14 protein-coding genes are annotated in these 12400 nt (G+C 32.3%); 12 read left to right on the forward strand and 2 right to left on the reverse strand.

All coding sequences use genetic code 11. From position 1 onward, the window contains the following. Positions 1–206: 206 nt before the first annotated feature. Complete coding sequence (locus KAOT1_RS15750; protein WP_007095855.1) at positions 207–656, reverse strand: GNAT family N-acetyltransferase; 450 nt, start codon at positions 654–656, stop codon at positions 207–209. A gap of 307 nt (positions 657–963) precedes the next feature. Between KAOT1_RS15750 and KAOT1_RS22565 the strand changes: the two genes are divergently transcribed. The 12 genes from KAOT1_RS22565 (at position 964) to KAOT1_RS15810 (ending at position 11590) form a co-directional block, all read left to right on the forward strand. Beyond that, positions 964–4428 (forward strand): hypothetical protein, encoded by a 3465-nt coding sequence (locus KAOT1_RS22565; RefSeq protein ID WP_007095856.1) that lies wholly within the window; start codon positions 964–966, stop codon positions 4426–4428. A gap of 115 nt (positions 4429–4543) precedes the next feature. Beyond that, on the forward strand, positions 4544–6535 hold the full coding sequence (locus KAOT1_RS15760; RefSeq protein ID WP_007095857.1) for a hypothetical protein: 1992 nt from the start codon (positions 4544–4546) through the stop codon (positions 6533–6535). A gap of 4 nt (positions 6536–6539) precedes the next feature. Continuing rightward, on the forward strand, positions 6540–7613 hold the full coding sequence (locus KAOT1_RS15765; RefSeq protein ID WP_007095858.1) for an HNH endonuclease: 1074 nt from the start codon (positions 6540–6542) through the stop codon (positions 7611–7613). A 2-nt stretch (positions 7614–7615) separates the two neighbouring features. Then, the gene (locus KAOT1_RS15770) at positions 7616–8023 is read left to right on the forward strand and encodes an SMI1/KNR4 family protein (RefSeq protein ID WP_007095859.1); all 408 of its coding nucleotides are present in this window, start codon (positions 7616–7618) and stop codon (positions 8021–8023) included. Positions 8024–8292: 269 nt separating this feature from the next. After that, positions 8293–8682 carry a hypothetical protein gene (locus tag KAOT1_RS15775; RefSeq protein WP_007095860.1) on the forward strand — a complete coding sequence of 130 codons (390 nt, stop codon included), beginning with the start codon at positions 8293–8295 and terminating at the stop codon, positions 8680–8682. 41 nt (positions 8683–8723) lie between these two features. After that, positions 8724–9149 carry an SMI1/KNR4 family protein gene (locus tag KAOT1_RS15780; protein ID WP_007095861.1) on the forward strand — a complete coding sequence of 142 codons (426 nt, stop codon included), beginning with the start codon at positions 8724–8726 and terminating at the stop codon, positions 9147–9149. Positions 9150–9227: 78 nt separating this feature from the next. Then, positions 9228–9512, forward strand: a complete 285-nt coding sequence (locus KAOT1_RS15785; protein WP_007095862.1) for a toxin-antitoxin system YwqK family antitoxin — start codon at positions 9228–9230, stop codon at positions 9510–9512. Positions 9513–9589: 77 nt separating this feature from the next. Continuing rightward, positions 9590–9964, forward strand: a complete 375-nt coding sequence (locus tag KAOT1_RS15790) for an immunity 22 family protein (protein ID WP_007095863.1) — start codon at positions 9590–9592, stop codon at positions 9962–9964. Further along, positions 9961–10428, forward strand: a complete 468-nt coding sequence (locus tag KAOT1_RS15795) for an SUKH-3 domain-containing protein (protein WP_007095864.1) — start codon at positions 9961–9963, stop codon at positions 10426–10428. Before KAOT1_RS15790 ends, KAOT1_RS15795 begins: the two co-directional genes overlap by 4 nt. Positions 10429–10441: 13 nt before the next feature. Further along, the gene (locus tag KAOT1_RS22085; protein ID WP_007095865.1) at positions 10442–10873 is read left to right on the forward strand and encodes an SMI1/KNR4 family protein; all 432 of its coding nucleotides are present in this window, start codon (positions 10442–10444) and stop codon (positions 10871–10873) included. 16 nt (positions 10874–10889) lie between these two features. Further along, complete coding sequence (locus KAOT1_RS15805) at positions 10890–11210, forward strand: hypothetical protein (RefSeq protein WP_007095866.1); 321 nt, start codon at positions 10890–10892, stop codon at positions 11208–11210. A 5-nt stretch (positions 11211–11215) separates the two neighbouring features. After that, positions 11216–11590 (forward strand): hypothetical protein, encoded by a 375-nt coding sequence (locus KAOT1_RS15810; RefSeq protein ID WP_007095867.1) that lies wholly within the window; start codon positions 11216–11218, stop codon positions 11588–11590. A 53-nt stretch (positions 11591–11643) separates the two neighbouring features. On the opposite strand, the gene rpiB is transcribed toward KAOT1_RS15810, so the two are convergent. After that, a complete protein-coding gene (gene rpiB, locus KAOT1_RS15815; protein WP_007095868.1) occupies positions 11644–12078 on the reverse strand; it encodes a ribose 5-phosphate isomerase B in 435 nt (144 codons plus the stop codon). Positions 12079–12400: the final 322 nt, after the last annotated feature.

Raw genomic sequence — 12400 nt, forward strand, 5'->3', positions numbered from 1 at the left:
GACATGTATCATATTGCTTATTCAAATGACTTACAATAAACTTAGCGTCTCTATGTGAAATATTGTACGAGTTCTTTATTTCTCTCACTGCATACAAAGGTGAAGATCTATTTAAATGTTGTAATTTTTGCTTTTCTTTCTCAGAAAAAATAGGAACATGAAATGCCTCCTTCGGATTGCATCGTTGACAAGATATTTTCATAAATTTACTCATTTCGTATCATGGCAATATGTGGAATTCCATCTTCAAGATATTCGTCTCCAATTTGTTGAAAACCATGTGAATTATAGAAATTTTTCAAATATGTTTGCGCAGAAATTTTAATATCTTTAGTATCATAATGTTGCTCAATTGCAGCGATAGAAGCTTTCATTAGTACATGACCATACCCAAAAGCGCGTGCACTTTCAGAAACCACTACCCTACCAATACTGGCTTTTTCAAAATAATCTCTAACATTAAAAAGTCGTGTATACGCTACAATCTTTCCATTATCATCACGACCAATTACATGCAATGCTTTTCTATCTTTTCCGTCAATATCTTGATATACGCAATCTTGCTCCACAACAAAAACTTCACTTCTCAGTTGTAATACATCGTATAATTCATCAATGGTAAACGCGTCAAACGACTTTACTTCTACTGTTAACATAAATCTTAAAAAATCAATTCATTAAAAATACAAATTCAAACATTTTACAAAAATAAACGTAATATGTTTTTATAATATTGTAATATGTTGTATATTTGTATTCAAATTTATTCACAAAGCTACGAAATATAGTAATAATAGCTTGAAAAAAGGATTTTTAGACACATATTCTAAAAATATTCAATCAAATGTTTGAATATAAAGTGAAAAGGAAAATTAGTTTTTAATCGTACAAAAGTCGAATACTGTCATTAGAAAAGCGGAAACAGTTTATTCAAATACACTTAAACGATTAAAAATTTATAAGATGAAACAAAACATCAAAAATACATTGTACAGATTTGTTACAATGCGTGCTCCAGAACTTATTGGAGGACAAGAAAAAGTTTTAGGATTTGCAAATTTTCCTGAAGATGAAACAAGCGCCTTTATTACACCTGCATCACAAGCTACAACTCCTGAAGCTAAAAAAACAGCGATTGAAACAGCAATTGCAAACTACACACCTAATTTTTCTTCTAAAAAAGATTTAGAAAATGAAAATATCTACTTTTATTACTTTGCTATTTGGCTGACAAAAAATAGAACAAAATTCACTTTAGAAGAAATTACCGAAAGAGTTGATGCATTTTATGCTCCTCAAAGTACGTATCCTTCAATGGTACAAGTTTGGGACGACTTACATTACAATATCTTAACAAATGGCGATTCTTACATAAGAGACTTACTTTTATCATGGATTGTTGCCGATTGTTTTTTAACAAAACGTGATTTAGTTGAACGCACTGCCGAAAACTTGCAAAAAATTGCACAAGCAAGAGTAGTGATTGATAAAAACTTATTCACTAATGAAGTTGCTACAGAAGGACCAAGAAAGTTAAAAGTTGCCGAAAAACATTTCAAAAAACAAATGGATGCAGTAAAGGCAAAACTTAACACAGATGAATTACAAAAAATTGCAAAAGAAGTTTCAAAGTTCAAAAAGCAATTATCTAGAGAAAATCAAAATGCCAAAGATGCATATCAAAAAACATACAATCAATCTGTAAAAGCAGCGTACGATGCAGCAACAATTGTAGAGCGTGTGGTCACTGATCCAGATTCAGGAGAAACTACTGTTGTAATTGAGTATGAAAATTTAGTGCTTCCAACTTATCAATTTACACCTACAGACGATTTAGACAAATCATTATTAGCTGCAAGAGTAAGTCAAGAAACTGTAAATTATATTACAGATGTTGAGACTTCAGCTGGTGCAACAACGCTTGAAGAAGTTACAAGCATACTTGACAACGAAATAGCAACCAATACAGCAACAACTTTTGACAATGTAGATTTTGAAACTTCACAAGTTTTAATTCCTGGTGGTGTTCCTGTTCCTGTAGCTACAAATCCGAACATCATTCCATTTTCATACAGTTTATGTCCAAGACGTAAAGTAGGTTCTTCCTTATATAACATCTTATTATCAATCAATGTTCCAAATGCTTCCTATGATATCGTAAGCGTAACAACAGATGCTGGAGTCAATACATTTACAGATTTTGTAGAATATGGCTCAGGTACAAGCATTTCATTAGCTGTATGTTATGACGGAATCTATTTAAGTCAGCCTATTAATCTTGATATGCTTATTGAATTCTCCAATGGGGAACTATATGAATTATCAATAGAAGATTTTACAAAAAAATGCTACTTAGGAGAATTACAACCTGCGGCTAGCACACCTGTAAACGAAGCTCCTGTTGCTTTCGGAATTCAACGTTTAGGAATTGCCGATTACCGAAAAGTAGAACAAGAAGTATGTTGCTACGTTCCTGGAGAAGTGTCTCATATTGAAAATATCATGGCGCGTGAATACAAATCGAAAGATGTAAAACGCACACGTCGTCAGGAAACTACTGATACTTTCTCTAATGAAACAGAACGTGAAAACCTTACAGAAACAACTTCGACTGATCGTTTTGAAATGAATCAAGAAATTGCTTCCATCAATTCACAAGATCAATCTTTCAATGCTAGTGTTGGGGTTAATTGGAAATCTCCTGGAGGAAATCTAGGTGGAAACGCAAGTGCAAGTTTTTCAACAAATACATCTTCTGAAGTTTCCGAAAATCAAGCTATTACTCATGCCAAAGAAATTACAGAAAGAGCCTTGGATAAAGTAGTACAAAAAATTCGTGAAGAACGTGTTTCAAAAATTATTGAAGAATACGAAGAAAGTTCTTCTCACGGATTTGATAACCGAAAAGGTGACAAACATGTTTCTGGAGTCTATCGTTGGGTTGACAAAGTATATGAAAACAAAATTCTAAACTACGGAAAACGTTTAATGTATGAATTCATGATTCCGGAACCAGCTTCTTTTCATGATGTAGCGATCAAGTTAACGAATTCCGATGAAAATCAATTGGTACGACCATTAGATCCAAGAAAAGCAACTGTACAAAATATGGCTGACTTCACCAAAGTAACAAAAGATACCTATGCACATTGGGCAGCCATTTACAACGCTGAGGTGGAAGCTGCACCTGAAGAAGCTATGAAAATCACAAAAAGTTATATAGAAGAAATCAATCCACAAGGGCGTGAGCACTTTACAGGTCGTGCTTATACAGGGGAAGATTTCAATATAGAATCTGGATTAAAAAGAGGCGGAATCGAAATTCCTGAAGGATACAAATGTACCAAAGTTGAAGCTCACGTTTCATACAACAGAGAAGGTAGTAACAGAGCTGGAGAAATAGCATTCCATGTGGCTAACAAAAGTGTAAGTGGTGTACCTTCAACACTAACTTGGGGAGAAACACTTCAAACCATTGAAAATATTGATGTTTCTGAAAACCTCAATTTTACCTTAACAGCCAACAACATCAATATCTTAACTTTCAATATTGTAATGTATTGTGAGTTAAAAGATCGCACAAGAGAAGCTTGGCAATTGCAAACCTTCAATAGTATCATTGAAGCCTACGAAAACCGCTTGACAATCTACGAAGAAAAATATGCTGAACAACAAAATCAGCAAGTAGAAACCTTTAAAGTAAATCCTGGATTCTACAGAGAAATTGAAAAAACGGTTTTACGCAAAAATTGTATCTCTTATTTAATTGGTCATGAAAATTTAGGTAAAAATATGGTGGACAACAGAACATCTGTTTCGGCAATTGTTCCTAAATACTCAAATCCAGCTTTAGATGATTATGCGGCCAAAGTAAAATTCTTTGAGCAAGCCTTTGAATGGGATATTATGAGTTACTATTTCTATCCTTTTTATTGGGCAAACAAAGAAAAATGGGGAGAATTATATCAAATTCCTAACGACGATCCATTATTCAAAGCCTTCTTACAAAGCGGAATGGCACGTGTAATTATTACCGTTCGTCCAGGATTTGAAGAAATGGTCAACTGGTATATGGCAACAGGACAAGTTTGGAATGGCGGTCAAGTTCCAACGCTTGACGACGACGAATTTGTATCTATTGTTGAAGAATTACGTAATCCAGAAAGTGAAGTAGAAGAAACATGGGAAACACGTGTTCCAACTTCATTAACAGTGATTCAAGCTGGTGCTATCGGACTCAACGTAGAAGGATTGCCATGTAATGACAAATGTGACGATTGGTTACGATTTGACACGGATGGAAATCCAGTATTAGATGCTGATGGAAACCCAATTTCAGACAATCCAATAGTTCAAAATGATGAACTCATTGGCGGAACGGAAAGCGGTATCGGTAGCGATGTTGTAGGCAATACAACCGTACAATAACAATAACATACCACAGATTTTAATAGAAAAAGTAGTCCCGGACAAGTTTCGGGACAGCTTTTCTAATGTCAAAATTTGACGAAAATCTAAGTATTAACATTTTAAAATAATAATTATGCATGCATACGAATATGGAATTACAAAATTCAATAAAAAATATCAGCCTGCACCTAACATAACTGTATTTAACGATCGCTTAGTCTTTATTGACAAGGATGGAAGTGAACAAGAAGATCAATCTACCCCAGAAGCGTTCTCTATATTTTCATATATAGAAGTAAGTCATACAGGTGAAAATACGTTTTCATACGATCTTGAAAACAGAAAAAGAGTAAACGCAAGCTTAATGGAAGATTATTTAATTCCTAATAATCACGTTACAATTACAAATGATAATACGCTTACTAATATTCCTGTTTATACTGATTCGGTAGAACCTGATTATTACCAAGATGCAACGAATGTCACTATTCATTCGTACGAAGGAAGACACTACATCAAACATAATTTCGCTTCTTATGGAGGTGTAGAATCAGTAATTGTAGCTAAAAGTACAAGACCAAAACTATTTACCTTAAAAGATGAAAAATTAAAAGAATTATTAAATAATCCTGAAATATCTTTAATTTTTTTCTTTTCAAAAGATGGAGCAAAGCTAGAAGGAGCTCACTTGTCTATTGATGACGTAAAGGATAATGAAATTATTTTCTTTCTAGAAAAAGATGACAGTTACAATATTTTTGGATCGGTAGCTAGAGTACTTTCAGGAAAAAATATCAATTCACTATCGCAAATGCCTTATACAGCAACAGCAAATTTGGCAAATGTGTTTAAGGTTGATACTGAGCCTGAACAAATAAAAAAAGTATGTAAAGGTCATTTGGAAGCTAAACAAACAAATCAAGAAAAAGGGTTCTTTTACTACTTAGGACAGGCAGTAGATTTTGTAGCTAAACTCACAGCCAAATTTTTTAAAGTAACTCAAGGCGACCCACTAATTTATATTGGAGAAGCAATTTCCGAAAACCTTAGATTTGATGAAAAGCGATGGCGTTATTTTGACGAAGAAGGAAAACCCAGTAAAAACTTTGAACCGATTATCCCTGGATTCTTACATTTTTTAGAGATTGCTGATGTTATACATGAAAATATAGAAAAAAACAGTGAAAACTTTAAATCTAAACTAGCAGGGATTGAAGATAGAATTGATGAGTTTCTTGACATCGTACCCATAAGAAGCATTCGAAGGTATTTAAAGAAAAAACTCAAAATTCTTTTTGATGTGATTGAAAAAATGAGAGATGTATACGATACCGTTATCAAAATCATCACTTCAAAAGAGATATTCTTATTTGCGAATGCCTTACTCATCGGATTACTCAACAGTTTATCGGCTGCCGTAGGTGGTATTTTAACCCTTATTGGACACATCATGAATTTACCATATTACCTATATAAAGCATCGGAAACAAAATCTGAGCGTAAATCTGGTTATATAAGTATGGTCATAGAGTTACTGGAAAATGGCATTGAAGCCTTTATAAGTCTCTTCTCTGTTAAAAACTTAGCTGCTATAGCTAGTTTTTTTATAGAAGCACCAGGACTTGTTAGAGATTTTCTTACCAGTCCTAGTACCATTATGACCAAAACTACAGAAGCAGGAAGTTATGTAAAAACACATAGTGATGCCATAGGCTACGGTATGGGTTACGCTATTGGTTTTGTGGTAGAAGAAGTACTTACTACCATGGCTACTATGGGAACTGCAAATGTGGTAAAAGCAGTCAAAGTAACAGTAGATTCCTTTAAAAGCATCTTAATTGCTTCAGGTAAAGCTGCCAAATTTACTATTACCAGCCCTAAAACCTTGGTAAAAGGAATGAGTTTGCTCTTTAAGCGCATGCGAAAACTAAATGTACCTAAACTATTAGATGAATTATTAGCATTCTTAAAAAGCTTACTCACTACTGCTAGGCAATTGGCAGAAGAAGCCTTTGATAAAGCTTTTAAACACAATCCGTTAGTAAAAGTACAATTGCAACGTGCTGGATATGCTCCTACGGAAGTGATAGATGATCTTATACGAATTTGTCCCATAAAAGCATAAGAGTATGAGAACGTTTATACAAAAGCTCTTGCTATTATGGGGAGCTAAAAAAAGGAAAAAGCAGGCAACAGTTGCATGGCTTAAAAAATATGGCTTAAAAATTGTATATAAAAAAGAAACATCGCTTATCTTAGGGTGTTTTTTTATGAGACCTACACGTCCTGGAAAAATAGACTTATTGGATCATAGAGGTAATATTTTAGAAAAAAACATCAGTGATGTAAACATAGGTAAATACACCAAAAAATACGAAGATGCTGCACAAGCAAAGTATTCAGATTTGCCAAAAGATAAAGCACTTCCTAAGCATTTGGATGACTTAGTTAAAGAAAAATCACTAAAAAAATTAGTAGCTAAGAATAAAAAGTTTCTTGATGATAATAATTTAGTAACTAGAAAAACAACAAAAGGTACTAATGTAGAATTAATAAATAAAAAAACAGGAGTTACTATTGTGCGAGGAAGTACAATAGACTTGGAAAAAATTATTTACTTCCTTAAATTAAACCCATCAGAACAGCAAAAACTAATTAATAAAACTAATAATGCCATAAACACAGGGAGATCAAAAAATAGAGGATATAAAAAGACTCCTAATAGCAAAGCAAAAATAGAAAAAAAATTAAGAGAGGCTGGCGTAAATATTGATATCCCTACAGCGAAAGGAGGTGCGGAAATAGCTCCAGAACTTAATGTGCTGGGTGATAGAATGTTTTTAACAGATGGGAAATTAGGAACTGGGAATTATATTGATCTTTATGATAATGGTATTACCGATGGACAGATTAATAATTTTATACAAAAAGTAAAACAGTTTAAGGGAGAAGTAAGGGCTAATGTTACTAGTGTAAGAGGTGCTGACTTTACCAACTGTTGGATAGAGATGGGGATAGACCCTATTCTAGGGAATAAAATTTATAAATATATCGATATTACTTGGCATCATTTAGACGATCTTAGTATAGACTTAAAGAGTAGATTCCAATTAGTTGTTACTAAAATTCACGAGGCAACTTTTGCACATATGGGTAGTGACAAACAAATAAGACAATTATTAGAAATTATTGAATTAAATTAATTATGAGATTATTTAAAAAATCAAGTACACAAGTAACTGAAGAAGATTTACAAGAATTTGAAAATACTCTAGGAAAACGTTTACCAGAAGATTATAGACAGTTTATGAAGGATTATAATGGAGGAATTCAAATAAAAGAAGGAAATCTTTGGTATCCCAATTATGTTAGTGAGGAAGGCGAGTTGGTTTTGAAAAAAATTCATAGACTTGAAATAGCAATTAGTCTAACTGAAATCTATGATTTTTTGCCAAAGGCTGTTAATATAGGAGGCTTTTTCGGGGGTATTATAGCTATGTCCTTATCAGACAATGATTATGGTAATATCTACATCCAATTTAGTTATACTGATCCAGAAAAGGTGGCAGATTCTTTTACAGAATTTATAGAAGGTTTAGAAGATTACGATTAAAGTAAGCTGAATTCCCCATGCTAGGAGAAAACCATGGAGCTATCTATGCATTCTACCCAGACGGAGAACGAGTAGATTTAGCCTCTTCTTTTACAGAATTTATAAATGGTCTTGTAGCTAAATATTATAATTACTAAATAGTTAATTTAAAAAAAATTCATGAAATTCAAAACCACGCCAACCCTAAAAAGTTGGCGTTTCTATTTTAATTGTAAATTGTAGCGAAATTGATCTTCAAAGCTACTAATGAAATTTGAAAAGAAAAATAAATGTCACTCACATACAACATACGATTCAAAAAAAAGATTGTAGAAAAAAAACAATTCAAAGAATTTCAAGAAAAACATAAAAATAAAATATTATTAATATCTGACATACACACAACTGATAGGTCTTATGTAGACAGCATCTTTGAAGACTATACTATTGAATTTGATTTAGGAACTGCTTCTTTTATTGATTTTGATATATTGAAAAAAGAAACTGATCCGCAAGAGAGAAATAAATTGATTCTAAGCCTTCATGATAAAATTGTAAATGAAATCTATCCAGAAGAAGATTATTTCTTCAGCTTTAATGGTGATATCATATATCAGATGCGTGAAAATGGTATCACAAAAAGAAATTCGAAAAGTAGCTTTTATCAAAATTTAGATTAAAGATTGTGGGTGTTCTCTTTTAGCTATCTTTCTGAAAAATTATGAAAAAAATAACATTAGAATTACAAGAAAAAAAAGTTACCCTTAACGAAATAAATTCTTTTGAAAAAGAATATGGTTTTAAACTAATTAATAGTTATAAATCCTTTTTAACAGAAAATAATGGAGGAGTTCCCATAGAAAATATTTTTTGGGATGGTAACATAGCATCTGGAGTATCTGTATTTTTTCCTCTCAAATATGGTAAAAATTCACTAGAAAATACGATTTCCTATTTACACAGAGAAGATGCTTTACCTAAAACCTATTTCCCTTTTGCTAGTACAGGAGGAGCAAGTATTTATGCTTTTTCAATGAAGAAAGAAAACTTTGGAGAAGTTTATATTTTTAATTTTGACGGTTCAGAACCATTTAAAATTACCAATTCTTTTGAAGAATTTATTGAAAGTCTTGAAATAGATGAATAAAATAACTCATAAAAACAACGCCAACCCTAAAAAGTTGGCGTTTTCCATTTTAATTGTAAATTTTCATAAATTAAAAATATGAAAACATTAAGAATAAAAGCAGAAGATTTAGATTTAGTTGGATTAGATGGAGGTGGAACCGAAATATTACATTACCAAGGAAAACCATTCACAGGAATTTGTTTAACCTATGAAGATGCTGGATGGTTGTCTCTTGAAAAAGAATTTCAAGATGGATACCAAGAAGGTTGGGTACGATTATACTATGAAAATGGACAATTGGAAGAAGAATATTTTATGCACAACAATATTATGGATCCTGATTTAGGAGGTGCTTGGGACGAAGAAGGCAATCCTATATAAAACTCAAAACCACGCCAACACTAAAAAGTTGGCGTTTTCCATTTAAATACTATCTTCATACATTCAAAATCTAACTCATGGAAAACCCACAAAAAGTAACGCTTTTTTTAGGAAAATTTTCTTCACAAAAACGATTAAATTCATTTCTAGAAGAACACTATGACGAAGATGCTGAGGTTTCTTCTGAGTTTATGGAAGCTTTTCAAATTGAATACATCGATCACGACTTTCAAGAGGTAGATTTTTACACAAACAAAACCTCCAAAGAAGCAATTTTTAAAGACTTCTCTTATGTTGAATCTTTTATTAAAGAAATTCCAGAACTCGATTGGAAAGCATACAACAGTATCATTCTCCTTTATAATTTTAAATATCCAGGAACGATCAAAGAAACCAAAAACGTAAAATTTATTGCTACTTTTGAATATAAAGAAGAAGCAAACAACCCATGAAATTCAAAAAAGAAGTCCAGGAACAATTTCGAAAAGCAGGTTGGTATGAAGGAAGAAATCTCAAAAAGAAATATGATAAAATCAATGGATTCCATGAATTACCAGACTTTCTAAAAGAATTTCTATACGAATATGGCGATCTATTAGTAGAAACAAATGATCCTAACAATACCTTTACAGGAACGCTCAATCTCAAAGCAGTACCAAGAAAAAGATTGAAAATAAAATCCTATTTACAAAAACCTTCATTGGAAGGCAATGTACTTACATTTCCTGTTGGATTCTATCAAAATGCACACTTTCCATATACCGTAGAATGTGACAAAACGGGCGCTATTCATCTCATAGGAGAATTTCCAGCAAAGTTTACAACCAACTTCAAAAAAGGAATTGAAAAAATTATTCTAGAAGATCATTCAGGTCTCGATTGGGATTATCAAGATAAAATTTGGGAAGAAGAATAAATCAATAAAATATATGATTAAATGCAAACAAAAAGGTGAAAAAGCAATCACTCTCAAAGAAATTGAACAACTAGAAACGGATTACAGCATCAAATTACCAGAAGATTACAAAAATCATATGCTAAAATTCAATGGTATCAATCCTTTAGAAGATTACTATTTTTTACCAGATACTTGGGAAGATGAAATCAACTTTTTTAGTACATTGCCCATAAAATATGGACATTATATCTTTGAAAAAGCCAATCTAATAGGCTATCTAGAAGACTATCCTGAAAATCATGTTTCCATTGGTAGAACTAGAACTGGTGGTTTATCACTATCACTTCATAAAGAAGACTATGGAAGTATTTATGTCTATTATTCTGATGGAGAAATGCACAAACTAGCAGCTTCTCTAACAGAATTTCTTCAAGGTTTAGAAATCTGTGAAGACTTTGATTAATAAATGCAACAGAAAAATGAATTGGCTCACCAAAAAAATAAAAGAACATGTCGCCTACATGGAGAATACGCATGTAAACGATCCGAAAACAACAGTTTTATTAGATGAAATAGAAGAATTATTACAAAAAGATATGACACTTACTATTAAAACTTTACAGCAATTAGATTTGTTATCTATTGAATGGATTTGCTCACGTTTTGAAAGTGTATCTTATAAATTACAAAGCAAAGTATTCGTTATAACATTAGAAAGTTTACTCAAAAAATTTTCTCCCAATATTAATGGTTTCAAAGAAGAAGTTCAGGAAGCAAAAAATGCTTACAACGTAAATTAATAAAAATGAAAAAACGTGTCAATTTCAAAATAACAAAAGAAGGTGTCATCACGCCAGATACGTTGTACAAAGAAGACATTCTACTCCACTATTTTCTCGTTGACAAAGACTATTTTGCTTTAGAACAAATTGAAAATCTAGAAAAATTTGCCAAAGGAGAATTAATCTGGAGTGAACACACAAAACATGAATCTTTCGGTTTTGCACAAGGTGACGCATATGTAGAAATCATTGAAGACAACGTACATTTAATAGCATTTCCGCCAAGCTTGGTGTCAAAATATCCAACAGTTATCATTCCGATCAAAGAACTCATCAAACTCATGAAATCTTGGTACAAATTTCAAGTAATGCATGGAGTTGATCCAAAAATATTATAACAAAAAACGCCAGCTTATTACAGCCGGCGTTTATATTTCTAATTACTATAAAATTAACTACAAGCAATTTTCGCTACTCTACGCTGGTGTCTTCCGCCTTCAAATTCAGTTTCCAAAAACGTATCAACCATCGCAATGGCTTGTGGCAATGACGTAAAACGCGCAGGAATACTCAAAATATTCGCATCATTATGTTGTCTGGCAAGTGCTACAATCTCTTTGGTCCAACAAAGTGCAGCTCGTACCTTTTGATGTTTATTTGCAGTCATGGCAGCACCATTTCCGCTTCCGCAGATAATAATTCCAAACGGAACTTTTCCGCTTTCCACATCAGTAGCAACTGGATGAATAAAATCTGGATAATCGACACTATCATCTGAGTTGGTTCCGTAATTTTGAATCGTGTAACCTTTCGCTTCCAAATGTGCAGTAATTGCATTTTTATAATCGGTTCCGGCGTGGTCGTTCCCGATAGCTATATTTTTCATAAAATAAGTTGTTGTGTTTGTTGAAAACAAAGGTATGAATAGACTTTTGAACAACCGAAAAAACTCAATGTTAATTTCATTTCACAATAGCTTAACAATGAGATTATTATAAGATAACATACATTGTTGATATTTAGTGCTCAAAAAGTAAGAACAAAATTTTGTGCCTTCAGAATATTTTACAATATGCATAAAATTCAAAGCTTCACAACTTTTTTAGCACTTCTTTTTAGAAAACTTATCAAAAGTCGTTTTCTTGATTATTAACAATAATTCATCAACTTTTTATCAAAAAAAACCTGTGTATAAAGGTTGTTAATAA

Source organism: Kordia algicida OT-1, from assembly GCF_000154725.1.
GTDB lineage: Bacteria > Bacteroidota > Bacteroidia > Flavobacteriales > Flavobacteriaceae > Kordia > Kordia algicida.

Excerpts from the sequence above, each read along its gene's own strand:
- KAOT1_RS15750 (WP_007095855.1), bottom strand. The coding sequence starts at position 656 with ATGTTAACAGTAGAAGTAAAGTCGTTTGACGCGTTTACCATTGATGAA.
- KAOT1_RS22565 (WP_007095856.1), top strand. The coding sequence starts at position 964 with ATGAAACAAAACATCAAAAATACATTGTACAGATTTGTTACAATGCGT.
- KAOT1_RS15760 (WP_007095857.1), top strand. The coding sequence starts at position 4,544 with ATGCATGCATACGAATATGGAATTACAAAATTCAATAAAAAATATCAG.
- KAOT1_RS15765 (WP_007095858.1), top strand. The coding sequence starts at position 6,540 with ATGAGAACGTTTATACAAAAGCTCTTGCTATTATGGGGAGCTAAAAAA.
- KAOT1_RS15770 (WP_007095859.1), top strand. The coding sequence starts at position 7,616 with ATGAGATTATTTAAAAAATCAAGTACACAAGTAACTGAAGAAGATTTA.
- KAOT1_RS15775 (WP_007095860.1), top strand. The coding sequence starts at position 8,293 with ATGTCACTCACATACAACATACGATTCAAAAAAAAGATTGTAGAAAAA.
- KAOT1_RS15780 (WP_007095861.1), top strand. The coding sequence starts at position 8,724 with ATGAAAAAAATAACATTAGAATTACAAGAAAAAAAAGTTACCCTTAAC.
- KAOT1_RS15785 (WP_007095862.1), top strand. The coding sequence starts at position 9,228 with ATGAAAACATTAAGAATAAAAGCAGAAGATTTAGATTTAGTTGGATTA.
- KAOT1_RS15790 (WP_007095863.1), top strand. The coding sequence starts at position 9,590 with ATGGAAAACCCACAAAAAGTAACGCTTTTTTTAGGAAAATTTTCTTCA.
- KAOT1_RS15795 (WP_007095864.1), top strand. The coding sequence starts at position 9,961 with ATGAAATTCAAAAAAGAAGTCCAGGAACAATTTCGAAAAGCAGGTTGG.
- KAOT1_RS22085 (WP_007095865.1), top strand. The coding sequence starts at position 10,442 with ATGATTAAATGCAAACAAAAAGGTGAAAAAGCAATCACTCTCAAAGAA.
- KAOT1_RS15805 (WP_007095866.1), top strand. The coding sequence starts at position 10,890 with ATGAATTGGCTCACCAAAAAAATAAAAGAACATGTCGCCTACATGGAG.
- KAOT1_RS15810 (WP_007095867.1), top strand. The coding sequence starts at position 11,216 with ATGAAAAAACGTGTCAATTTCAAAATAACAAAAGAAGGTGTCATCACG.
- rpiB (WP_007095868.1), bottom strand. The coding sequence starts at position 12,078 with ATGAAAAATATAGCTATCGGGAACGACCACGCCGGAACCGATTATAAA.